Here is a 24,177-nt window from a genome sequence, read left to right on the forward strand (position 1 = left end):
ATGTTTCAAATCTCAGCAATGCGGTGTGCGATGACAGCATAAAATGGATCTCCACCACCAGCACCTAACCACTGTAAAAAATTTGGCACTGTGGATTTATTCACAATTACCTCTGGAACTGTAAATCCCGGTACTGAGGTGAAGTACTGCTTCACTAATTCCACCCTAGCGGGTTCGGAAGCATCTCGCCAAGCTTGAATCGCTTTTTGAAAAAACATCCGGTTAGAAAAGCTAATAATTGCTACACCACTAGGTTTAAGGATACGATAAATTTCTGAAAATATGGCTTCTGGATATTGTATATATTGCACAGAAACACAATTGAGAACCGCATCAAAACTCTGGTCTGGTAGGGGTAGTTGGGGATGCTGATTCAGATTTTGGACAAAGTAATGATTTAAACGACGATTACGTGCTAATTCCTCGGCGTTCAGTCCATGTCCCTCAATATGGCTAAATTCCATCTCTGCTGGTAGGTGGGATACCCAACTGCTCATCATGTCCAATATACGCGTGTCAGGGCGCAGGCGATCGCGATATAAATCCGTTAGCTGTTGAATAAATCCCTCATCTACATGGGTGACGAAGCGGGGATAGTCGTAAAATACCTGGTCGTCTGTGTTGTCTAATTTTTGCCTTTCTTCGGGTTTGAGGAGCATAATGACCCTATTTTTTACCTTTCTTAGTGGTAAATACCGTAGTAAACATCATTAACATACCACCCAACAGAATAGCGATCGCAACCCCTCCGGTGATTAAATCCAGTAAATTGCTGTTCTCCATGACTTAAAAATCTACCCCCCGCTTTAGTTCTACACCTTGATTCGCATAATGTTTGTGACAGTATACCTCAGAGTGAACGCTAGCTAAATCAAAGTAGGCGGGTTGTTGTTGACAGCGTCCAGTAATAATAACCTCGGTATCCCGGGGTTTGCGAAGTAAGGCTTGAACTATGGGTTCAACCGGAAGTAATTCTAGGTCTACTGTGGGGTTAAGTTCATCAAGAATGATGGTTTTGTAGAGTCCCGAAGCGATGGCGGTTTTAGCAATTTCCCATCCTCTTTCTGCTTCTACATAGTCCAATTCCTGGCGAGAATTGCGCCACACGATTGCATCTCGACCGCAGCGTTGATGATCTACTACTTCTGGATATGATTGCTGTAAAGCGGCGATGGCTGAGTCTTCCGTATAGCCACTTCCTCCTTTGAGCCATTGCATAATTAATACACGTGTAGAGCCGGGGTGATTAATTCCCCTACCAATTGCCTGTAAGGCTTTACCTAATGCGCTCGTAGATTTACCCTTGCCAGCCCCGGTATAAATTTCAATACCATCTAGAAAAAGTTCTTTAGCTATGGGGTGGTCTTGGGGTTTCATTTCCGAGTGTAAATCGGCAATATCAAGTAAAGCTTGGGGTGCAGCGCGTCCAGTAGCGATGATTTCTAATTCTTGGGGTTTAGATTTCAATGTCCGTACTACCTCATCCACCCCTAGTAAACCCAAATCTAAAACCGGGTTAATTTCATCCAATACTACAACGGAATATAAACCAGAGGCAATGGCTCCTTTGGCTACATCCCAACCCCGCGCCGCTTCTTCTCGGTCGAAAGAGATGATTTCCTCTGGTCCAAAAAATTCCGCTCTCCCGGTGCGAACCTGATCAATTAAATGGGGAAAACCCCTCTGTAAAGCTGCGATCGCTCCGTCCTCGTCATAATCCCGTTCTGGCCCTTTTAAAAACCGCAACAGTAAAACGCGGCTGGAATCCCCCGGTGTATTGATTCCCAAGCCAATTGAGCGCAAAACTACCCCTAAAGCTGCTTGGGACTTACCTTTACCCGCACCGTCGTAGATGTGAATTTGACCTGTGAGCCGTTCAGGACGCACTTGCGCTGTGCGAATACCGATGCCGTTCCTTGTCATTTCTTGAAAAGCTGTAACGTGGGAATATCCAAAATTTTACCATAACCCTGCTATACTCTATATTATAGTATAATTTCATACTAAAAACTCTGGTATGCCTGGGAATTCTTGCTGCATAGATATTCCTAAAAATTTATCCACTCTCAAATTGCATAGGACTTACCTACTCCAGAATAAATCAGGTTATACTGGCAGACCAGGATAACTACCGGATCATTGCCCTAATTACACCTATCCAAATCGATAATTTATGCTTGGACTTGAAAATCTCACAACTCCTAAAATCCTACCCCTCGGTGCAGTTTTGTTTGGATTTTTATTTTTACTAACCGCCATTCCTATAGAAGCATACGTTTTAAACCAAAGGCTAAAATTCGACAAAAAAACTAGTACTTTTTACGCCATATCTATAAATCTCCTTTCCAGTACTATTGGTTGGGTGATATTTTTTTTACTAGAACCAGTATTACCCCTCAATTTAAAGTCAGAATTAATAAGTTACATATTTTTTAATACTTTTAGATCAGAAGCTAGTCAGGGCGTTCTTATTTTCACGGCTTTTACAATCTTCTTCTTTACCTTTTTCATGAAGTTCTTTCTTTTGAGGTTTCTCATACTCTCATTAAAAGAAGACTTGATAAATATCTATACAAAAACACCAGATAATAGTCGCTTAAAATGGCGGGTGACCAGCATTGCTAGATTACAAAATACAAATTTAGTTACCAGTATATTAATCGCGAACTCACTGAGTTACAGTGTGATTACCATAATTATATTTTTGAGCAGGAAGTAGACTTAAAACAGTTGTATAATTTTGAACAGATAAGAGGAGTGAAGGATGCAAACCTTATTTAAAGATGTTTTACTACTTTTTCAATTTATTGTCGGGATTTTTGAGGGAACTAGAAAGTTATTTGTGCCAAAGAAAGCTTATTCCTGGCAGACATTAATTTACTTGAGTTTTTATTCTTGGGGACTTTCACTGCTAGCTGTAGGTTATGTGCAAATTATAATTGCATTTTTAGGGTGGTTGTTTTTAATTGCTGGTACTGCCTGGTATACAACTGATGATCCTTTAAGAGTTCCTGGTACTTTTATGCCAGTGGGAGCAGTAATAACCGGGTTTTTAGTTAGTACTTTCGCCTTTGGTCATCCAGAGGATGTAATTACACCCAGAACTGTTGTTCTCTGGCCAACAATATCGGGAATAATTACAGCAATTCCAGAGTTTATTGAAGGTACCGAAACCAAGACTACAGCAAAAATTCCTAAACCAGAAGTTCGGGAAAAAATCATAGTTCTGGTGGCTAGTTGTATGTTAATTAGTTGCTGGATTCAGTTTTACTTTGTCATGGATAATTGGTTAACAAAATATCCCACCTTACTCACAGATAATTTTGAGCGTAGTAGCTTTGTGGTGAGAATTGCACAAGCAGAAACAACAGAAAAAAACCGGATCCCAGAAAATGGTGTAAATATACTCGATGGTATACAAATAAAAGTAGAACAACAATTAAATAAAACACCTTGGTCACAAGTGGAAAGATGGTTACTAGATGCAACAAATGAAGTAAGCAACTTAGGTAATCAAGTCATCAATGAGAAACTAGGACAATATGAGGAAAGTAAATTATGGAGTACGGATGCGCGGGTAGCTAATATTCCATCTGGATATGGATTAGATTTACTCAGTATCTGGCTAGGACCTAGTTCAGACCCCAAGGGGTATTTTTTACAAAAATCTTGTCGGATTGAACCAATAGCAGTATCTACCAGAACTCCCGTGAGTCTCGGACAGGTAGAGGTAAAAAATACAGTTGCAGAAATTGAATGCGATCGCCTGAGTAAATTTATTGCGGATGAAGTACCAGCCAAGCGTTGAGGGGATGAGGTTTTGGCTGTGGTTTAATCATCCCCCCAAGTTCGTAACTGCAAATAAACAAACACCAAAGTAAAAGCTAACAATACTGTAGCTGCGGCGGCGGCGTAGCCAAAATCAAATTGAGCGAAAGCTTCTTGGTAAATGTAGTAAACCAGCAAGTTAGTAGTATTGAGGGGACCACCGCCGGTAATTACATAAACCTGCTCAAAACTTCGCAATGTAAAAATTGCTGTAGTAACTATGGCAAATATTATAGTAGGTTGTAGTCCCGGTAGGGTAACGTGCCCGAACTGTTGCCAAGCATTAGCCCCATCTAGTTCTGCTGCTTCATAGCGACTGCGGGGGATTGCTTGCAACCCGGCTAAAAATACCACCATATTAAAACCGAGTTGTTTCCAGATACTCAAAATAATTAATACTGGCATAGCCCAAACTGTGCTACTTAACCAGGGAATGGGTACAATGCCCAGTAAGTCTAAAAATCCGTTGACGGGGCCAGTTGTTTGAAATAACCAGCGAAAACCTAAACCGGCGGCGACAAGAGAGATAATGGAAGGCAGAAAATAGGCACTCCTGAGCAGTCCCCGCAGCGCCAGGGATTTGTCTAATAGTACTGCTAGCCCCAAAGGAATAACTAAACTGGGAATGACCGTGGCAACGGTAAAATAAATTGTGTTACCTAAGACTTGCCAAAAATCTTGGGTCAGTAGCAAGCGCCAATAATTCCTTAAACCTACCCAAGTAGTACCTGCGGAGGTGAAACTACCAGCAGTAAAACTGAGGTAGAACAAATAAGCGATGGGCCAAATGATGAAGATGATCAGTAAAATCAGGGCGGGAGACAAAAAAATCCAAGCCGCAAAGGTATCATTATCTAACCAGGACTTAGTATATGTTTTTGGCATTTATCATTTTTCCTCTTTGCTGTTATGACTCTTTGCCCTGATTCTACCCTTAGCCTGGTTGCTCCCAGTATTAGTAAACGCCTTTTATCACTCAGTCAGCCCTTAAAATTAGGGATTATGGCTTCTGGTAGTGGCAGTAATTTTGAAGCGATTGCCCAAGCGATCGCAGATGAGCAATTAAACGCTCAAATTGAGGTTTTAATTTATAATAACCCCTTAGCCAAAGCTGCCATACGGGCGGCTAATCGGGGGGTGGACGCTGTATTATTAAATCACCGTGACTACGGCAGCCGCGAAGCATTTGATGGTGCAATTGTCAAGACTTTGCAGCAGTATGATATCGATTGGGTGATTATGGCTGGCTGGATGCGTTTGGTGACACCAGTGTTAATTGATGCTTTTACAGACAAAATTATTAATATTCACCCCAGTTTACTGCCTAGTTTTAAAGGCATTAATGCCGTAGAACAGGCTTTAGCATCTGGAGTAAAAATTACTGGCTGTACTGTACATTTAGTTTGTTTGGAAGTAGACAGTGGTCCGATATTAATCCAAGCGGCGGTGCCAGTATTACCTGAGGATACAGTCGAAACACTCCACGCTAGGATTCAAATTCAGGAACATATTATTTTACCACAGGCGATCGCACTAGCGGCGCAAAGGTAGTTAACTGGTACAAGTGCGACACCTCATATCTTAACTTAGGTCGAATTGAACCACAGATGAACAAAGATAAATCTCATTTGAGTAGATTATGTTTGATCCATTTTGGTTTGGCGGAATTTCCAGAAAAAGCCGGAAATCCAATTTGTGATCATGTGGGCAATAATTGGCACTAACAAGTTACCGGTGAGCAAGGCGCTAAACCCCAGCATTAAGCCAATGATAGTTGCCCAAATTACATAGGGCCATTGTTGGGGTCCACTTAGATGTAAAATACCAAAGGCTAGACTAGATACAATTACGGCTACATTATCTAGGCCTAGGGCTGGTAGCATCACTCCCCGAAATAAAAGTTCTTCACTTAAGGCCGGGAGTAAGCCTAGCCAGATTAGGTCGGGTAAAGCTAAGGGCTTGATGACTATGTTGAGGTAATAGTCTGCGCTTTGACGGTAGGGAGGATAAAGGCGATAAGCTAAACCACTTAAGGCGGCGATGATTAAACCTAGCCCTAAGCCTAAGAGTAAATCTTTTGCTGACCAGTACCATCTTAATAAGTAAACATCGCCATAGCTTAACCACACTCTGGCGACTATCCACAACACAATTGCAGTCACCCCCATAGCTACTAATACTTGGGTGCGTGTCAAGTAGGGAATTTCTGGTTCTTGATTTTGTTGTTCAACCACGATTTGTAATTACTGGCTTCAATGAGGATATTTTAGGACTGAGGGCGGCAGGATTGATGCCGGCTTTATGGGCTACTATTACACCTACGGCCTCTAAATATGAGTTTACCTGCATGGCTGTGATTCCTAAAGCCAGGGCAGGAACCTGGATCAGGGTTTGATTTTCTGCTACGGTAATAATTTGGCATGGCTTTTGATTTAAGCTGATTAAGGCACTACTACCACAAGCATTTGCAGGTACGATGGCTGCATCTACTTCATCTGCCCAAATATCATCTGGTAAAGATGTAGTTGGCTGTTTTTCTGTAATAAATTGGGGGGCGCGACTTAAACCCACAAGTACACATGGTAAAAAAGTATAACCTAATTCTTCGGCGGCAGAACGAGGTGATAAATAGGGGTCTGGGGGTGCGGTTGCTAAGGCTGGAGCGTGGGCGCAGGGTATTTGGAAGGTGCGCACGATTAAATGGCTGATTACTGCTTCCGCACCCGCTAAGGGGTCTACTCCTTGGCCATGACGGTAGTTTTGTACTGCTTCCTCATCCATGTCATCGGGGAAACGGGCGACAACGGCGATCGCTTCTGCGCCGGCTTTGTTAATTAATATTTCTGCCCCTCTAAGGAGACTGTCAGGGTTGCCAATGGTTCCCCAACTAACTCCGGACTTAGATAACCGTAATTCTACGTTTATTGGCGCATCTGTAATTACATAGTCTGTAAGAGTTAAACCCAGGGTAGCTCTGGCAGCATCTGCCGCTTGTAGGTGTCTGAGCCGTAACTCTGGTTCTATACCTTGGTCTAAAAGTAAACCTATCTTATTATTACGCACGGGACGTAAACCCCAGCATCCAGAGGCAAATTTGTCAAGTCCGTAACCTTCCACATACAGGGTGTTGGGGAGGTTCCAATACAAACTTGCACCATTGAGGACATTGGGGTGAGTGATGAGGCGATCGCAAACCTGTGATATAACTCTAGCTACAGGTAAACCATCACCAGCGTAACCGCCAATGGCAGCCCCCACCCCAGTAGGTATAATTAAAATGGCTGTATAGGGGCGTTGATTCACTCGACTGATGCACAGTCCAAAGTCACAACAGCTTCAACAACAGCTTTTTGCTGTGCTTGATCCACAGAAGTAATCGCCCAACGCAGGGGTTCACCTTGTTTTTGCAATTCCGCTGTAATTGCTGTTTCCAACTCAGTAGGAGTTGCTTGTAAATCAACTTCAGCAGTAATAAAATGGGTTGTCATGGCGGTAAATCTTTGATATTTCCAGTTTCTACAATAACTGATATCAGTTACCAGTTATCAAATAAGTTCATAGTACTGATAACTGATAACATAACTTATCTATTGGTCTTTACCAAATTGCAGCTGATAAACTATTTCTTCCTTTTCGGTTTCCACTTTCAAGTCAGAACGGGGATAAGCAACACATAGCAAGGCGTAACCTTGTTTTTGTAGTTCTGGACTCACGCCCATCCCATCAGTTTGATCTACAGTTCCCTCGGTAATTTGACCAGCACAAGTGGTACAAACTCCTGCATGACAAGAACTCGGTAAATCTAGACCAGCGGCATCGGCTACTGATAAGATTGTTTCATTTTCAGGAACTTGTAAAGTATGAGTTTTGCCTTGGTGATGAATTTCAACGTTGTAAGTTTTCGACATATACAAAAGCAGGTGATGCCACGCACAAATTAATTATATTATCTGACTTAGTTAAAAATCTTGCAGATATTCTCATAAATATTTAGATGAATTTGGCCAAAAGATAGCAATTGACCTCTCCTGGGGGTTTAAAGCTACACAACAGAGCTAAAGCGGCTCCATCTCGCCTTGTAGTTTCGGTTTCCCAGAGGGTGAAAAACTCACCTACACTCAAGTTTTTCTAGAAGGGAACAGGGAATAGGCTTAAAGCTCTCTATTTGTAATGGTTTCATTATCTGTTTTTGTTGTCACCTGCTTGGCGGTTGCTATATATCAAAGGTGAAAGATATTGAATTAGTCAAAACTATACTTTCAGTATAAAACAAAATTACTAATAACCAATTACCTGTGAGGCTTTTAGGTATAAAAATCAGGTGAACTTTGATAGCTAAATTTTGCCGAAAAATATTTGATAATTAAGGGGAGAACATCCCAATGGAGAACACCAAAATGCTAGAACAATACCGTCATCATGTTGCGGAACGCGCCCAACTCGGTATTCCCCCTTTACCATTGGATGGGAAGCAAACCTCAGAACTTGGCGAATTGTTGCAAAATCCGCCAGTAGGTGAACAGGATACATTATTACATTTATTGCGCGATCGCGTCCCCCCTGGTGTAGATGCAGCAGCTTATGTGAAAGCGGGATTTCTCACAGCCATTGCTAAAGGCGAAATTACCAGTCCTTTAGTTTCCCCCGTCGCCGCAGTAGAATTACTGGGAACGATGGTAGGAGGATACAATGTTCAATCCTTAATTGATTTACTGCAAATTTCCGGGGATGAAGCGATCGCCGCCCACGCCGCCACTGCCCTGAGTAAAATTCTGTTGGTGTATGATGCCTTTCATGATGTTTTGGAATTATCCCAAAGCAATCCTTACGCCAAGCAGGTAATTGACTCCTGGGCTAATGCGGAATGGTTTACCAGTCGTGAGAAACTAGCAGAAGCGATTACGGTGACAGTATTTAAAGTCCCAGGGGAAACCAACACCGATGACCTATCCCCCGCCACCCACGCCACCACCCGCCCGGATATTCCCTTACACGCCTTAGCCATGCTAGAATCAAGGCAACCAGGGAGTTTAGAAACCATTGCCGAATTAAAGCAAAAAGGACATCCTGTGGCTTATGTGGGCGATGTTGTGGGTACTGGTTCCTCGCGCAAATCTGCCATTAACTCAGTATTGTGGCATTTAGGAAATGATATTCCTTATGTACCGAACAAACGCGCTGGGGGTTATATTTTAGGTAGTGCGATCGCACCGATTTTCTTTAACACGGCTGAAGATGCAGGTGCTTTACCCATTCAATGCGATGTAGGTAACTTAGAAACCGGTATGGTAATTACCATCCATCCCTACAAAGGCGAAATTACCAACCAAGCAGGCCAAGTCATTTCCACCTTCACCCTCAAACCCGAAACCATCCTAGATGAAGTCCGCGCTGGTGGACGTATCCCCCTACTCATTGGGCGTACCCTCACCGACAAAACCCGGGAAGCCTTGGGTTTATCACCCAGCACTTTATTTATTCGTCCCCAACCACCCCATGATACAGGCAAAGGTTATACCCTCGCCCAGAAAATGGTAGGTAAAGCTTGCGGTTTACCCGGTGTCCGTCCGGGGACATCCTGCGAACCCCTGATGACTACCGTTGGTTCTCAGGACACCACAGGCCCCATGACCAGGGACGAATTAAAAGAACTAGCCTGTCTGGGTTTTAGTGCTGACCTAGTTATGCAGAGTTTCTGTCACACTGCGGCTTATCCCAAACCCGTAGACATTAAAACTCACCAAGAACTACCAGATTTCTTTGCCCAGCGTGGTGGTGTAGCCTTACGTCCCGGCGATGGTATTATTCACTCTTGGTTAAACCGGATGCTATTACCTGACACTGTGGGAACAGGGGGCGACTCCCATACCCGCTTCCCCTTGGGTATTTCCTTCCCCGCAGGTTCTGGGTTAGTAGCCTTTGCGGGTGCGTTGGGTGTGATGCCCCTGGATATGCCAGAATCAGTATTAGTCAGGTTCAAAGGTGAATTACAACCGGGTATCACCTTACGGGATATTGTTAATGCTATTCCTTACGTGGCCATTCAAAAAGGTTTGCTGACCGTAGAAAAGAAAAACAAGAAAAACGTCTTTTCAGGGCGGATTCTGGAAATGGAAGGCTTACCCAATTTGAAAGTAGAACAAGCCTTTGAACTTACCGATGCTTCCGCAGAACGTTCTTGTGCAGGTTGCACAATTAAGCTGAGTGTTGAGACAATTTCGGAATATCTGCGTTCTAATGTCACCCTGTTAAAGAATATGGTAGCTAGGGGTTACACCGATGCACGTACCATTATGCGCCGGGTGGCGAAAATGGAAGAATGGTTAGCTAACCCCACGCTCATGGAAGCTGATGGAGATGCAGAGTATGCAGAAATCATTGACATTGATTTGAATGAAATCACAGAACCCATTGTCGCTGCACCTAATGACCCTGATAATGTGAAATTATTATCAGAGGTTGCCAATGACCCGGTACAAGAAGTTTTTGTTGGTTCTTGTATGACCAATATCGGTCATTATCGCGCCACTGGTAAAGTGTTAGAAGGTGCTGGTGTGGTGAAAACTCGCCTGTGGATTTGTCCGCCTACCCGCATGGATGAACACCAACTCAAACAAGAGGGTGTGTATAATATCTTTGAAGGGGCTAATGCACGTACAGAAATGCCTGGATGTAGTTTATGTATGGGTAATCAGGCGCGAGTTGCAGATGGGACAACTGTTTTTTCTACTTCGACTCGTAACTTCAATAATCGCATGGGTAAAGATGCGCGAGTTTACCTTGGTTCTGCGGAGTTAGCGGCCGTTTGTGCGTTGCTGGGGCGCATTCCCACAGTGCCGGAATATTTAGATATTGTGGCACAAAAGATTCATCCTTTTGCTGATGATTTGTATCGGTATTTGAACTTTGATCAAATCACTGGTTTTGAGGATGAAGGGCGAGTTGTCGCTGTGGAAGATATGCCCAAACTTGAGGATATTTTAGGTATGCCTAGGGCAGCAAGGTAGTTAGTTTCATGCCAGAATAGCCTGTAATTGGCAAAAACATCTTCTTGTATATATCTTGTATATATACAAGAGGTTTCATTTTATTACAGACCAGAAGATTAAGATTTGTTCGTTTTCTCTATGTTTCTTTACTTAGCAGTATAATTGCTACAGAGTCCACTAGAATGTCATAAGTATGTTTTCCTTGAACAGACTTACTGAGCTTTTTGGATTCATCCTATGTTGATATTTTTCAATATTTAATATCTCCATTGATTGGCTTGAAATATTTTTGCACAGAGCCTCTCAACTTTTCAAATGTAAATATTGAAAACCTCAGTTATTCCGACTAGAGAAACTAGATTTGAGGAACCATGAATGTATACAAAAACAGTTATTCCCCATTGGGGTATTCCTCCTGTCCTTGATTTAGAACAAGAGCTTCCCCAATTTCAAAGTAAAGCGGCTCGAAAAATAGCAGAGATAGTATTAAAAATCAGTACGGACTGTAAACCAATCATATTGCAAGCTCCTCCCGGCAGTGGTAAAACATTTACATCGGCATGGATTCACACACAATCTCATTTAGAAGGCATCTTTGCTGAAATAGATTGCTCCCAATTACCCCCAAATAACCAAGGTCTTCTGTTGGGCAACAGTAACCAAAAAGGGATACTTGAAGAGATTGAGCAGGGTACTGTACTAATTGATAATGTACAGTTATTAAGTGAAGCAGAAGGCGATCGCCTGATCAATTTCCTTAAAAATCGACCAAACAATCAATTACGTCTAATTCTGGCCAGTCCTCAACCCATTGTCACCGAAGGGATAGAAGTTCATCAAGTCAAACTTTTTGCCCTTTCCCAACGCAAAGAAGACATTCCCATCCTGGCTGAGTATTTCTTAACAAAAATCTGTCGCACGCAAAATCGTCCCACTTTAAAACTCAGTCAAGTAGCCCTGCGGCGTTTACTCAGTTATCACTACCCCAACAACTTGGCGGAATTAGAAATCATCCTGCAACGAGCAGTATTAATGACCGCTCGTGACCAGTGCATGATTTCCGAACAAGTATTATGGTCAGTAGAATCGAAGAAAAACAGTTTTCGCCTTGACTTATTAAACTACCTACCAGCTTTACGCCAATTCTTCCTGAGTAAATGGTGGCTAACTCCATTCTGGTGGGTAAGTATGGTCATGTTTATCCCCCTAGTTATCCTGGGTTTTATCGGTTCACCAACGCGAGAGCATAGCTTAATGCTCAACCTATTCTGGGCATGGTGGTGGCCAATATATTTACTACTGTTTCCTTTAGTGGGGAGACTTTGGTGTGCTGTTTGTCCATTTATGATTACAGGTGAATTGCTCAGAAAAATCTCTGTGTGGGTTTATCCCCGCCAGTTGCGCCCTTGGCCTCATAAATGGCTGAATAAATGGGGGGCGTGGTGTGTCTGGGGGGGGTTCCTGATCATTTATCTATGGGAAAAACTCTGGGATTTACCCCATTCTGCCTATCTTTCCGCCTCCTTATTACTAGTAATTACAGGTGGGGCGGTAATCTTCAGTCTCATCTATGAACGTCGTCTGTGGTGTCGTTATCTGTGTCCCATTGGCGGCATGAATGGAATGTTTGCTAAATTATCTATGATTGAGTTGCGTGCCACCGAGCAAGTCTGTGGTTGTCAGTGCAGTACATTTGCCTGTCGCAAACCCACCCCAGCCACACCAGTTACTTTTGCTGAAGCCCTACCCACGGAAGGACAGGCCAGCTATGGATGTCCTCTGTATTCTGTGCCGGCACAGTTATCAAATAACCGGGATTGTGTGTTATGTATGGGATGTCTAAAATCTTGCCCTAATCGTTCTGTACAGCTGAATTTACGGATTCCCGGTGCAGATTTATGGGAAAATCATCAAGGTTTTGCCGCAGAAGTTGCCTTAATGCTGTTGCTATTGGGTGGAGTTTTTCTGCACAACTCTCACAAGTTTTTGAGTTGGTTTGGTTTAGGTGCTTTGTCACTAGATTCTGAGCATTTATTGCTGGGGGTGTCCGTGGCAATAGTTTTGTTAAGTCTGCCTGGAATATTCACCTATTTAACTCACCGTCTGAGTCGTTGGCTCGATGGTGAAATGCCAGATTACTTAACCGTTGTTTATGCTTATTTACCCATGACACTGGCGGCAAATTTAGCATATTACCTACCGGCTATGATTACCGAATCTGGAAAAATTTTACCAGTATTTGCCCAAAATTTGGGTTATACTGATATATTTTTACCTAGCTTAAGCTGGGATGTACATGTGGCGACTTTTCTCCAGGGTGTGACATTACTGGGTATTGTTCCGGTGAGTATTTTTGCGCTTTTCAGGATTAGCAAAGGTGATTTATTGAGAAATTTGCCACATATTTGCTTGCTTATGGGTTTTGTTGCCGTGTTTTTTGGTCTGATGGTTTTTTAACACAAAGAAGGAAAATCATCTTTGAATAGTTGAAGTATTGTCTCTATTCCCACAGTGCCTATGAAACCCTACCAGGGAAGCAGGGAGAGGATTGGGGCAATTCATTTATTTATTGCCCCTGGCTATGGTTGAATTAAACTGTACGTTGCTGGATTAAAGCTTCATAAGAAGCTTGGAAATCATCAACAGTAATCTTGATGGCAGCAGTATCTGTTTCACCTTGAGACCTAAACCGGCGAATTGCTTCTACAGCGGCCTGATTGCAGAGTAATACTAAATCCGCACCATTCCAACCTTCTGTCACCTTAGCCCAGTGTTCCAAATCTACATTTAAAAGAGGTCTGCCTTGATTGTAAACTTGCAAAATCTTGCACCGACTATCTAAATTCGGTAAATCTACTTTTAATTGTAAATCTAACCGCCCTGCCCGTAACAGAGCAGGATCTATGGCATCAGGACGATTTGTAGCCCCAATTACCAAAATATTTGCGCCGGTTCCTAAACCATCTAATTCCGTGAGTAATTGTCCTACTACCCGGTTACTGACTCCCGAATCACCGGTGTAAGTCCCCCGTGCTGGCGCTAATGTATCAAGTTCATCGATAAATATTACACAGGGATCTGCTTGTCGCGCCTTAGCAAATAACTCCCTAACTGCTTGTTCACTGGCTCCCACCCAACGGCTGAGTAAATCTGGTCCATTAATACCAATAAAGTTAGCTCGGGCTTGGGAAGCCACAGCCTTGGCTAATAATGTTTTCCCAGTACCGGGCGGACCCCACAAGAGTATTCCCTTGGGCGCTCTGGCTTTTGTTTCTTTGTAGAGTTCTGGATACAACAAAGCCCCTTCCACAGATTCCCGCAAGGTCTGTTTTATGGTTTCCAAGCCCCCAATATCTTCCCATTCCACATGAGGAACTTCAACTTCCATGCTACGAAGTACTGCTGGTTTGATTTCCTTGAGCGCCTGCAAGAAATCAGATTGCTGCACCGTAATAACTTCTGGAATTGGCATATCAATGGAAGGAACCTGACGGCGTAAAGCTGTGTATGCTGCTTTTTGACAGACAGCTTTTAAGTCAGCCCCCACAAATCCCACGGTGCGATCGGCAATAAACTCCAGATCAACTGTATTATCTAAGGGCATAGCACGAGTCAGGACTTGCAGGATTTCTTTGCGCCCATTGATATCTGGAACTCGAAACTGAATTTCTCTGTCGAATCGTCCGGGACGGCGTAGAGCTGGGTCAAGATGATCAGGGCGATTAGTAGCTCCGAGTAAAATCACGCCTTTGTTGTGGGAGAAACCATCCATGAGGCTCAATAGTTGGGCAACTAAACGCTTTTCTACTTCCCCTTCTACTGCACTACGGTCTGGGGCCAAGCTATCGATTTCGTCAATAAAGATAATACAAGGAGCATTTTTGGCAGCTTTTTCAAAAATAGCCCGCAGTTTTTGCTCTGCTTCACCATAATATTTGGTGATGACTTCAGGGCCAACAAGGGCAATGTAGTTAACCCCCAGTTCTTCAGCTAACGCACGGGCTGTGAGTGTTTTGCCGGTACCGGGGGGACCTACTAATAATACCCCATGTGTAGGTTCGAGTCCTAACTTAACTAGCAGGTCAGGGCGTTTTAAAGGAATAGCAATCAGTTCTTTGAGTTCTTTGAGTTCTTGGTTCAATCCCCCAATATCTTTGAGGGTTATACCTAAATTACCTTCAGGTTGTATATTGGGGTCAGATGCACCTGTATCACGTGCAGGGGAAGATGGGGTACGAATGGAAGTAGTACCAACATTACTAGTTGTATTATTATTAGTACGGGGAATGTTACCGGTTCTGGGAATACTGCTTAATGAACGTGAGTTAAACTGCACATCAGTTTTAATTTCTCCATTTTCCACTTTTTCTTCTAGAGTTTTCACCAACTCTATAAACTGCTCAAATCCCTTGAATAAATCACTCATAAAGTTCCTCGAAAAATGAATTGAGAAAATATATCTTAGGCTACATACAGCTTAAATTTGATATTGATTAATCAAAGTCAAATAAAAGATTTGCAGCTGCTTGAATACGGGCAATTGGTTCTACTGATCTAGGTAAATTGGGTAAGCGGATGATTGTTTGTTCGGGAAATAAGCTGGAGTCAATTCCTATTTCTTGAGTATAGCGATTTTGCACTACATAACGTTGTTGGATTCCCATATCTTTCAGGGATGCTGTTAGGCGTATATGTTCAGATATAATCGCACCTTCTGCCTGAATTACTCCCACAAATTGCGTATGCTTTGGATTTTTTAATTTCTTTTGGGCTTGGACAACTTGTTGACGTAAATTCCGCAACCGCCCAATTAAATCTAGTCTACCTACAACGTTCTGGTATTTTATCCATAACTTAAATATCCACGATAACCAATCTCCTAAAGCAGATGGCATTGCCAAAAATTGTAGCAGATGACCGGTGGGAGCAGTATCTAAAATAATCAAGTCTTGCTGGTTACTATCCAATAAGTCCATAATAGTGATTAGGGACAGTATCTCATCAATACCTGGTAAAGCTTGAGACATAATCTGTCGCCAAGCTCCTGGAAGATAAGCAATATCTATTGTGCTATCAGTTTCTGTTCCTTCACCACTAATCATATCCGCTAATTCCCAAAGATAATCCGTACGAAACTGATCTAATATTTCATCAGCATCAATTTCTTGTCCGGTCAAATTAGTTGCCAATGATGAGGCTTGATGTCCCAATTTTTGTCCAAATGCATCGCCCAAGGAATGAGCAGGATCTATGGAAATTATCCGAATTTTTTGTTGAGGATGACGATTAGCTAAACCCCAGCCTAAAGCTCCTGCAACTGTTGTTTTACCAACTCCTCCTTTACCCCCCACAATAATTAGTTGACATCCTTCGGCTACAAAGTCACTGAAGCTTGGGAGGATTCTACTTGGCCACTGAATTGCTGGCGGGGTAGAAAGTTCGACGCTGTCAATTTTTTGAATTTGTCGTGCCAGGTCATCCAATGCCAAGGAACCTAATGGTTCTTTTGCTTGTTGTGGTACAATGAAAACTGGTTGATCGCCGGCAATTTTTAAGAATTTATCGGTCAAATTTTGTTGCTCTGCATAGCGGTCTGTATTTATATCGCTATCTGTGATGATGCGATTTATCAGAATTCCCGTATAGTGAATATTGAGAGTTTTTAAATTATCTAAAAATCTTTCAGTTTCTGCTAAACACATGGGTTCAGCAATTGTGACTACCAAGCAACCTGTAAATGTCTCATCTTGTAGCAGTCGTCTCCCTTCTGCTAATTGAGATTTCATATCCTCCAGAAAATCATCTACTTCATCAGATTTATAGCTCCCTCTGAAACTCTCTGTGATCACACGATGTTTTTGTTGAAATAATTCAAAGGAATTTAAAATTACATCGAAGAAATCTTTTAATTGCAACAAATTTAATGTATGACCTGAAGGAGCCATATCAAGCACTATCCGGTCTACGGTTTTTTCTGAAAGTAGACGCTGAATTTCTAGCAATCCCATCAGTTCATTTAAGCCGGGCCAATTTAGATCCCAAACCGGGGCTAAATCTTCTCCGTCAGCTAAACTCCCTCGCTCAACTAGCAGTTCTAAGAATCGACTATATTTAGCCCTAAATTCCACTAATAGTTTTTCAGCATCTAATGCTCGAACACTCAAATTAGGTAAATCTTCTACCTGTGAACCATCATCTGTGACTTTTGAAAGTAATACATCTCCTAAGGAATGTGCTGGGTCTGTAGAAAGTAACAAAATTTTTTCCTCTGGAAACTTTGTCGCCCAGTAACGAGCAAAACTGCAAGAGATAGTAGTTTTACCAACTCCGCCTTTGCCGCTAAACATAACCAAGTTAAGTGAGTCGTACTGCTTCATAACTTTAAAAGAATTAGGAAAAGAATAAATAAACTTTAATTAAATAAAGTGGTAAGGAGGAAGAGAATCTCCTAACAATAAATTCCAACGAGGACAAGCTTTTTGCCAATTTAAAGTTTGTTCTAAAAACCAATTTTTATCTTCAATATTAACCAGCATATGAATGCTTACTTCTTGCTCTTTTTCTTTAACAACAACCGGATAATTATTGGTTGTTGTTATTAAATCAATGAGATAGTGTTTTTCTGCTGCTTGTGCAATACTAAAGTCTTTTTGGTTTTGATACTGTTGCTTTTTAGCTAAAAAGTAATCTTTTCCCCTGGCCTTTACTGGTGCTACTTCCTCTAGTATTACAGGAATCAATTTCAAAGTAAATTCAGTCTTACCATGAATTTTTTGTAGCTGCTGGCGATATTTTTCGGTATTTGATTCTAGGTGAATGAGCAGATTTTTCTGAGAATTAAAGCATATTCCAAACTGCACGGGTAAAACTGTAATCTGCTGGTAAAGCTCACAAATAACTCGGTCATGGCATAAAGCCATCTCGATAATTTTCTGCTCATTATGTTGGAATGACTCTAAAGATATTCCAGGCTCAACAATAGCCGAAAGATTAGTACTCTTAATCAGCACTACTTGACTAGCAGCACCTTGTGGTAAAATTAAGGGCAAGCTAGGTGTTTCTAAAAAGGCATAACTATAGAGGTTTTCTGATTCCATATACTGCACCTAGATAGTTGTATAATTTTAACTAATTCAGTTTCCGCTCCCACATTGTAATAATATTAAATTATCATCCTCGATTTGGTAAAAATTATACCATATTTTTATATTTTTGGTGATAGTGCCAGATTTTGAAGACTTATAGAGTTAGTTTAAAGTATTGCTGAAAATATTTACATATTCTTGAAAGATTTACAATGACACCTTAGTTAGCTATAATTAATAATTAATAACAATTCAGACATTGTTCATGAAAAATACTCCTAAGCGTAGTGTTATCAGACCTAAGATTAGTACAATGCCTCGCAATAAGAACGAGGCATCGTGCCAGCTGGAACTGTATCAAATGGTGACTGAAAAGGAACGTCTTCAAAGGGAACTATATTTCATTAGAGAGCGAACAAGTTTACTAAACAGGCGTTTAACTACCCTGAATCACCAAATAGAAGAAACCGAGAAAACGATTAAGAAATTCCGTCAAAATGATCCGGAGTTAACAAATACTCAAGATATAGGCTCTCGAAAAAATATATATGTTGAGTCTATTGAATCGGTGCAATCTAAGAACTACAATGTTCTGGAAATTGAATATTAAGTCGGTCATATTGCCGAAAATTTGACAACTCCCGGTTGGATCTTGATCTACTTAAGTCTATGCTCTCACCTGATTTTGTTCTTCCAAGGCTTCGTATTCTTCAGATTCTGCTTCCAGTCGGGCTTCTTCTTCCAATTCTTGGAGTTTTAAAAGAATTTCTTCTTCTTGAGCGTCATACTCTTCTTCGGTAATGTCGCCCATGTCTAGGGAAAGCTGCAGGGTCAATAATTGTTTGTTCAGGTTTTCTTGATCATTAAATTCGGTATTAGCACGCTCTTCAATTTTCTCTGCAATCCATACAACTCCATTAATTGGACCCATTATTGGAGATAGTAAAAGTTTCATCAGCATAGTCATAAATCCTTGGTAGTTGATATTGCATTTTTAAAGCTATTATTACATACAGCAAGAGGGATGGTAATAAATAGCTGCAATTGGGTCTATGGTTCAGCCAGTTGTGCAAATGTGTAGGGAGCAGTGAAATTGTTGTAGCGAATACGTAGGCGATCGCCAAATTTCATATCAATTGCTTCTACGATTTCACCGAATTTAGATTCACTTTCCCAAGGAATCAAAAATGCGGTGTTATAAATCATGTCCTCTGTCATAAGTTCACCCTCTATAACCTCTGTTGCTAAAGGATTTAGCTCATTAGAGAAAACTTCAATCACAGATTGTTTGCGAGCGGATAAATTACTTTCAATTAATTGTCCAATGTGAATCACCTCCTCTATACTTAATTTTCTCCCTTCCATATTGTCACGCTCCTGTTTCAAAGCGAGATTAGATTCCATCATGGCTTGCAATTCAGACTTGCTATCCCAAAAAATCTTAACACTCACCTCTCTTTGTCCGGCCAGTTTTTGAAATAAGTTGTGCAATTGCTCTTTATATGGTTCGATGAGTTGTGTGGTTATTGCGTCCCAGTCTTTAATAACTAATCCGAACTGGAGAGGAAGAAGGACATTAAATCCTGCTTGCATTGTCTCCTCTAACACTTTTTCATGAGTTAATAAATTGCGTCGAGAAGCCAAATATTTCTCTTTAGATGCTTCTGAATATAAAAAAGTCAATCCATCAACTACCTGACTATAAACAGGTTTCCCGTCCAATCCTGTAATAGAAACAGAGCTAGGAATTATATCGGGGAAAATCCCATACAAATAAAGACCAAAATTCATTAATTTATTAACCCATTGAGTTGGAATTTACAACTTATCACTTTTGATTACATTGTTTTGGCGGTCAAAACTAACCGTAACTTAGCATGAATCAGGTCTAGTTGAGCTAAACCGATATCTATCTCACCGTCTACAACAACTCCAGTATTTAAAAGCCGGTCTAATAACTCTACCACTGAAGCCTGATTGCTAGTTTCCCCTGGATAATAAGAACCAGAGGGAGGTAAAAGACTACCAAAATCTCCTAAATTTACATTGAGGTCTGATGGCTCAATTTCAAATATCTGACAAAAATCTAAAATTTGTGACTCTAACTTTTGCAAACTTTCCGCCGCTCGGTCTAAATCAGATTCACACAGTAACTCCTGTTCCATACGCCGAATTACTTGCGCTTCCATTAGTTGACGCAGCAATTCTAATACAGTCAATAATAAAGGAGCTAAACCCGCTTCGTTATTTTTAGAAGCCTTGGTTGGTAAATCCTTAAAGTCTTCCGATGGATTACAAACCATTTCTATAAATGTAACCTAAACTTTCAGTTTCTTTGAATGCAATTCAATCAGTCATTTTTCAATAGTTATTAACCGTCCCAGTCTGTTTGACTTTCGCTGGTTCAAACAGAAATTTTAACCAATTACTCATCTAACTGGGAATCTCGTGATCAAATAATTTCCTGGTTACTTAATCATGTTGAATATTCTCTGGTAATGGAGTTTGATCTTGGATACTCGCAGACTTAAGTAACTTTATTTCGGATTCTAGACTCTCCAGGCGATTTTGAAGCTGTTGATTTTCTTCAATTAATCTTTGGGCTTTACTGCTCAGATAAGGGTCATTTTCCCACCAATTAATACCCATTTCCTTGGCTTTATCAACGGAGGAAATTAACAAGCGAATGCGAATATGTAAAAGTTCAGTTGATGCGATAGATATAGAAATATCGCCCGCAATAACAACGCCCTTATCTAAGACTCTTTCCAGAATGTCCGCTAAGTTTGAGCCTTGAGTAGATGTGTTAATAGTTCGACTTGAGTTTGTCTGATGACGTGTTGGTAGTATGGGGGTAGAAGTCACGAATAATTCAACTCTTGAATAGTATAAAGACGATAATTTTGCTCACAAACAATTTGTGTTCCAAAGAACCAGAAGCATTTAGTATTAGATGCCATCTGGAGCTAAGTCTTTGAAAATTCTAGTTATTACTTGACTTTTTGGTATGAGTTTAGTGATTATAAACTTCTTTATCAAAAAGATCAGCATTTTCTAAATCTGTCTTTGGCTGTGAAAGTTCTGTTTGGAAACTAGTCTTGCTAAGTAATTCCATTAAAATATTTGTCGCTTCACTCATAGCTAAATTACTGCGGTTGCACAGAACATCGATAGCAATCTCCTGAAAGTCTGGATTTTCTACTTCTACTATAATGTCATTTTCCGCACATACTTTAGCAATCATCAAACAAGACCGTAAACCTGAAGTTTTCTCTGCTTCTATAGCCAGACGAAACGATCTTACCAACTGCACTATTAAGTAAGCAGATTCTCGAGATATGTTTGTTTTCTGAATTAATATTTCGCCTTGAGTTATCTCATCTGGTTCTGGCATATTAATAGTTACCAACCTATCCATCAAAGCATCTTGGGTTGAATGAACTCCGCAGTATTCTTCGGGATTGGATGTAAATATAGCGCGAAATTTCGGATTAACGTGTAGATACTCTGGCTGATTACTACTAGGAGGTAGGCTGAGAATTTTTTCTTCTAAAGCTGAAAGTAAAACGTTATTAACTTCTGGACGTGAACGGTTAAATTCATCATAGACTAAGGTAAAACCTTCTCGACAGGCTAAAGTCAGTCTAGAATCAACCCAGTTCTGTTGTAATTGGTCTTCTACTTTAACGACGTTGTGAATATAATTGTCCAGTAATTTCTTGCGAGTATAACCAGTTTCACTACCAATCAAATCCGAACTTTTAAATTCGTCATCGCCAAACAGTAACATTACTGGGCTCTCGAGACAGTGCGCTATGTGGAGTGCTAAAGTTGTTTTACCTGTTCCCGCAGGGCCTCGCAAGTGAACGGGAAACCCTGATTTGAGATAACGCAATGCTCTAGCTGCTACTTTCTCAATCGCAGGTGTCATGACAAACTGTCCTGGACGGACACGAATAACTGCTCTTTTGTGATTCGTATTGGTGATAGCCATAAATTGAAGCTGGTAATAAATTGAAGGTGTGTGAGACTATAGACTGAAAGATTTCAAGTGTTACTGTCAATTGGGATTTGCCAAGGGACTCTCTGCACTTTAAAGGTGTGTAGTGATATCAAATTTTTCTAGCGGTCTAGTTTTTGAAGTCCCAGGCTAGGTTTTGATTTTTTCTATTCACTTGATGATCTTAACATTTTTGACGCTAACTAAAACCAGGATTTGTGATCCAAATCCCAGTTATAAGTTGAGAAAGCATGGAACTATCTTTATATTCAATCAGAGGGAAATTAAGGTGCAATTATTGATTTAATGTGATAGAGTTCCTCTCTATCGTACTATATAAAGGTAAATAAATCTAAAACTCTAGTTAAGTAACACTATTGACTTTATTCGTTAAGCAAATATTGGAATCAGTGGGTTAGCAATACAAGCCTATTTTACTAAAGTCTCGGAACACTTTAATTTTATTAATTAACCCCTTGTATTAGCAGTTTTGCAACTGAAAGATAAAGGGGGTTTATTATTTAGCCCAATTGTGAAACAGATGAGATGTGTTTATTGCGAATCTTGATTAAAGTCCGGATCCACCAATAACACTCATAAACAAATCCTGACGGAATTGACGCAGTTCTGCTGCTTGGGCTTTGGCCTTAGCAACACGTTCTTTAGCAGTGGTGGCTAAAAATTGCTCAGTTTCTTGCTGCAGGTTTTGTTGGAACTCAAGCAATGCTGCTGCTTGTGCTTTCGCTTGAGCAACACGTTCTTTAGCAGTGGTGGCTAAAAATTGCTCAGTTTCTTGCTGTAGGTTTTGATAGAACTCAAGCAATGCTGCCGCTTGTGCTTTCGCTTGAGCAACACGCTCTTGAGTTGTGGTTGTTAAAAATTGCTCAGTTTCTTGCTGCAGGTTTTGATAGAACTCAAGCAATGCTGCTGCTTGTGCTTTCGCTTGAGCAACACGTTCTTGAGTTGTGGTTGTTAAAAATTGCTCAGTTTCTTGCTGCAGGTTTTGATAGAAATCGAGCAATGCTGCTGCTTGTGCTTTCGCTTGAGCAACACGTTCTTGAGTTGTGGTTGTTAAAAACTGCTCAGTTTCTTGCTGTAGGTTTTGTTGGAACTCGAGCAGTTCTGCTGCTTGTGCTTTCGCTTGAGCAACACGTTCTTGAGTTGTGGTTGTTAAAAACTGCTCAGTTTCTTGCTGTAGGTTTTGTTGGAACTGACGCAGTTCTGCTGCTTGTGCTTTCGCCTGAGCAACTCTAGCAATACTTTGAGCAACTCTAGCACTTTTGCTGCAATCAATAAGTTTATTAACACTCTCGAAGATGGAGCGGTTTTCTTCCCGGATTCTTTCCATCAAAGCAGACATGAACTTCTCCTGAATAATGATAAAGTGGTCTTAACCATTTGATAATTAAGCAGGAACTGCTGCAGACTGAGTGAGTCCTACTGCTTCTGCATATTTCAGGTAAGTTTCTACAGAAGCAATGACAATTCTAGCTTCAATAGCCAGTAATTCGATACCAACTAAAGAAACACGAGCCCAAGCATCGATGACGATACCTTTGTCCAGGATTCTATCAATAACTTCTGCCAAGCTGGAGGAAGAGTTAGTTTTTTCAACTGCCATATGTTTACACCTTACAATCCCTTGTAACCGTTAGCTATCAAGCTTTTTTTAAATTTGCAAAATGCAGAATAACGCAGAATAACTATAAGAAACTTATAGTTATTCTACAAAAATGGATTTTATTGTGAGAATTATGCAGGAACTGCAGCAGACTGAGTCAGACCTACTGCTTCTGCATATTTCAAGTAGGTTTCTACAGAAGCGATTACGATTCTAGCTTCAATAGCCAGTAATTCGATACCAACCAAGGATACACGAGCCCAAGCGTCGATAACGATACCTTTGTCAAGGATTCTGTCGATAACTTCTGCCAAGCTGGAGGAAGAGTTAGTTTTTTCAACTGCCATATGTTTACACCTTAGATAATTGTCGCAAAGTTTACCTGTGGCAAAAAAAGAATGTGTTTTTTTACTCACAATTGGAACATTAGCATCTCTCCCCAGCATTTGGCAATACCTTGGAACAAAAAAAGTGTAAAAAAGTTTAAAAAAGTTAATTTATGAAATTGATGTATGAAAAAAGTATATTTTTAGGAAAAAAAGTCACAAATTGGGACAAATTGCTGTATGATCTGAATTTTTATGACTTTTACTCTGTTTTAATACTATTTACGGCGTCTATAAGGAGCATCGCAGTTTGGAAAGTGCAGGATAG

The 24,177-nt window shown here is 40.9% G+C and carries 24 protein-coding genes; 6 read left to right on the plus strand and 18 right to left on the minus strand.

The genetic code is table 11. The annotated features are described in order from the left end of the window. Window positions 1-5: 5 nt before the first annotated feature. Both PN457_RS08650 and PN457_RS08655 read right to left on the minus strand, forming a co-directional pair. The gene (locus PN457_RS08650) at window positions 6-659 is read right to left on the minus strand and encodes a class I SAM-dependent methyltransferase (protein WP_271732668.1); all 654 of its coding nucleotides are present in this window, start codon (window positions 657-659) and stop codon (window positions 6-8) included. A 127-nt stretch (window positions 660-786) separates the two neighbouring features. Beyond that, complete coding sequence (locus PN457_RS08655; RefSeq protein ID WP_271732669.1) at window positions 787-1,923, minus strand: cob(I)yrinic acid a,c-diamide adenosyltransferase; 1,137 nt, start codon at window positions 1,921-1,923, stop codon at window positions 787-789. A 250-nt stretch (window positions 1,924-2,173) separates the two neighbouring features. Here PN457_RS08655 and fraC point away from each other — a divergent pair, with 250 nt between their 5' ends. After that, window positions 2,174-2,719, plus strand: coding sequence for a filament integrity protein FraC (fraC, locus tag PN457_RS08660; protein WP_271732670.1), 546 nt, complete (start codon window positions 2,174-2,176; stop codon window positions 2,717-2,719). A 45-nt stretch (window positions 2,720-2,764) separates the two neighbouring features. Further along, complete coding sequence (gene fraD / locus PN457_RS08665; RefSeq protein ID WP_271732671.1) at window positions 2,765-3,808, plus strand: septal junction protein FraD; 1,044 nt, start codon at window positions 2,765-2,767, stop codon at window positions 3,806-3,808. A 23-nt stretch (window positions 3,809-3,831) separates the two neighbouring features. Here the strand turns inward: fraD and PN457_RS08670 are convergent, their stop codons facing one another. Next, window positions 3,832-4,713, minus strand: a complete 882-nt coding sequence (locus tag PN457_RS08670; protein WP_271732672.1) for a carbohydrate ABC transporter permease — start codon at window positions 4,711-4,713, stop codon at window positions 3,832-3,834. A 24-nt stretch (window positions 4,714-4,737) separates the two neighbouring features. On the opposite strand from PN457_RS08670, the gene purN reads away from it, so the two are divergent. After that, window positions 4,738-5,379 carry a phosphoribosylglycinamide formyltransferase gene (gene purN, locus PN457_RS08675; RefSeq protein ID WP_271732673.1) on the plus strand — a complete coding sequence of 214 codons (642 nt, stop codon included), beginning with the start codon at window positions 4,738-4,740 and terminating at the stop codon, window positions 5,377-5,379. 86 nt (window positions 5,380-5,465) lie between these two features. On the opposite strand, the gene PN457_RS08680 is transcribed toward purN, so the two are convergent. The 4 genes from PN457_RS08680 to PN457_RS08695 form a co-directional block, all read right to left on the minus strand. Continuing rightward, window positions 5,466-6,062: a CPBP family intramembrane glutamic endopeptidase gene (locus PN457_RS08680; RefSeq protein WP_271732674.1), complete on the minus strand. Its 597-nt coding sequence runs from the start codon at window positions 6,060-6,062 to the stop codon at window positions 5,466-5,468. Further along, the gene (locus PN457_RS08685; RefSeq protein ID WP_271732675.1) at window positions 6,055-7,131 is read right to left on the minus strand and encodes a DUF3326 domain-containing protein; all 1,077 of its coding nucleotides are present in this window, start codon (window positions 7,129-7,131) and stop codon (window positions 6,055-6,057) included. Before PN457_RS08685 ends, PN457_RS08680 begins: the two co-directional genes overlap by 8 nt. After that, window positions 7,128-7,316, minus strand: a complete 189-nt coding sequence (locus PN457_RS08690; RefSeq protein ID WP_271732676.1) for a hypothetical protein — start codon at window positions 7,314-7,316, stop codon at window positions 7,128-7,130. The genes PN457_RS08685 and PN457_RS08690 overlap by 4 nt, the downstream gene beginning before the upstream one ends. A gap of 99 nt (window positions 7,317-7,415) precedes the next feature. Next, window positions 7,416-7,736 carry a 2Fe-2S iron-sulfur cluster-binding protein gene (locus tag PN457_RS08695; protein WP_271732677.1) on the minus strand — a complete coding sequence of 107 codons (321 nt, stop codon included), beginning with the start codon at window positions 7,734-7,736 and terminating at the stop codon, window positions 7,416-7,418. A 489-nt stretch (window positions 7,737-8,225) separates the two neighbouring features. On the opposite strand from PN457_RS08695, the gene acnB reads away from it, so the two are divergent. Both acnB and PN457_RS08705 read left to right on the plus strand, forming a co-directional pair. Then, window positions 8,226-10,835, plus strand: a complete 2,610-nt coding sequence (gene acnB / locus PN457_RS08700) for a bifunctional aconitate hydratase 2/2-methylisocitrate dehydratase (protein ID WP_271732774.1) — start codon at window positions 8,226-8,228, stop codon at window positions 10,833-10,835. A 357-nt stretch (window positions 10,836-11,192) separates the two neighbouring features. After that, window positions 11,193-13,274 carry an AAA-type ATPase lid domain-containing protein gene (locus tag PN457_RS08705; protein WP_271732678.1) on the plus strand — a complete coding sequence of 694 codons (2,082 nt, stop codon included), beginning with the start codon at window positions 11,193-11,195 and terminating at the stop codon, window positions 13,272-13,274. A 133-nt stretch (window positions 13,275-13,407) separates the two neighbouring features. On the opposite strand, the gene PN457_RS08710 is transcribed toward PN457_RS08705, so the two are convergent. The 3 genes from PN457_RS08710 to PN457_RS08720 form a co-directional block, all read right to left on the minus strand. Next, the gene (locus PN457_RS08710) at window positions 13,408-15,243 is read right to left on the minus strand and encodes an AAA family ATPase (protein WP_271732679.1); all 1,836 of its coding nucleotides are present in this window, start codon (window positions 15,241-15,243) and stop codon (window positions 13,408-13,410) included. Between the two features lie 67 nt (window positions 15,244-15,310). Beyond that, entirely contained in the window at window positions 15,311-17,194 is a 1,884-nt protein-coding gene (locus PN457_RS08715; RefSeq protein WP_271732680.1) for an ArsA family ATPase, read from the minus strand. 39 nt (window positions 17,195-17,233) lie between these two features. Next, window positions 17,234-17,914: a GvpL/GvpF family gas vesicle protein gene (locus PN457_RS08720; protein WP_271732681.1), complete on the minus strand. Its 681-nt coding sequence runs from the start codon at window positions 17,912-17,914 to the stop codon at window positions 17,234-17,236. A 349-nt stretch (window positions 17,915-18,263) separates the two neighbouring features. On the opposite strand from PN457_RS08720, the gene PN457_RS08725 reads away from it, so the two are divergent. Beyond that, window positions 18,264-18,512, plus strand: a complete 249-nt coding sequence (locus tag PN457_RS08725; RefSeq protein WP_271732682.1) for a hypothetical protein — start codon at window positions 18,264-18,266, stop codon at window positions 18,510-18,512. 57 nt (window positions 18,513-18,569) lie between these two features. On the opposite strand, the gene PN457_RS08730 is transcribed toward PN457_RS08725, so the two are convergent. The 8 genes from PN457_RS08730 to gvpA (PN457_RS08765) all read right to left on the minus strand — a co-directional run bounded on the left by PN457_RS08730 (window position 18,570) and on the right by gvpA (PN457_RS08765) (window position 23,870). Beyond that, window positions 18,570-18,869 (minus strand): gas vesicle protein GvpG, encoded by a 300-nt coding sequence (locus PN457_RS08730; RefSeq protein WP_271732683.1) that lies wholly within the window; start codon window positions 18,867-18,869, stop codon window positions 18,570-18,572. 83 nt (window positions 18,870-18,952) lie between these two features. Beyond that, the gene (gvpF, locus tag PN457_RS08735; protein WP_271732684.1) at window positions 18,953-19,693 is read right to left on the minus strand and encodes a gas vesicle protein GvpF; all 741 of its coding nucleotides are present in this window, start codon (window positions 19,691-19,693) and stop codon (window positions 18,953-18,955) included. 47 nt (window positions 19,694-19,740) lie between these two features. Further along, window positions 19,741-20,205 (minus strand): gas vesicle protein K, encoded by a 465-nt coding sequence (locus PN457_RS08740; RefSeq protein WP_271732685.1) that lies wholly within the window; start codon window positions 20,203-20,205, stop codon window positions 19,741-19,743. 169 nt (window positions 20,206-20,374) lie between these two features. Beyond that, window positions 20,375-20,767, minus strand: a complete 393-nt coding sequence (locus PN457_RS08745) for a gas vesicle protein (RefSeq protein ID WP_271732686.1) — start codon at window positions 20,765-20,767, stop codon at window positions 20,375-20,377. A gap of 148 nt (window positions 20,768-20,915) precedes the next feature. Continuing rightward, window positions 20,916-21,896, minus strand: a complete 981-nt coding sequence (gene gvpN / locus PN457_RS08750) for a gas vesicle protein GvpN (RefSeq protein WP_271732687.1) — start codon at window positions 21,894-21,896, stop codon at window positions 20,916-20,918. Between the two features lie 574 nt (window positions 21,897-22,470). Next, window positions 22,471-23,262, minus strand: coding sequence for a gas vesicle protein GvpC (gene gvpC / locus PN457_RS08755; protein WP_271732688.1), 792 nt, complete (start codon window positions 23,260-23,262; stop codon window positions 22,471-22,473). Window positions 23,263-23,307: 45 nt separating this feature from the next. Next, a complete protein-coding gene (gene gvpA / locus PN457_RS08760) occupies window positions 23,308-23,523 on the minus strand; it encodes a gas vesicle structural protein GvpA (protein ID WP_063873375.1) in 216 nt (71 codons plus the stop codon). Window positions 23,524-23,654: 131 nt separating this feature from the next. Further along, on the minus strand, window positions 23,655-23,870 hold the full coding sequence (gene gvpA / locus PN457_RS08765; RefSeq protein WP_063873375.1) for a gas vesicle structural protein GvpA: 216 nt from the start codon (window positions 23,868-23,870) through the stop codon (window positions 23,655-23,657). Window positions 23,871-24,177 lie beyond the last annotated feature (307 nt).

The sequence above is a fragment of the Anabaenopsis arnoldii genome, from assembly GCF_028331025.1.
GTDB classification, from domain to species: domain Bacteria; phylum Cyanobacteriota; class Cyanobacteriia; order Cyanobacteriales; family Nostocaceae; genus Anabaenopsis; species Anabaenopsis arnoldii.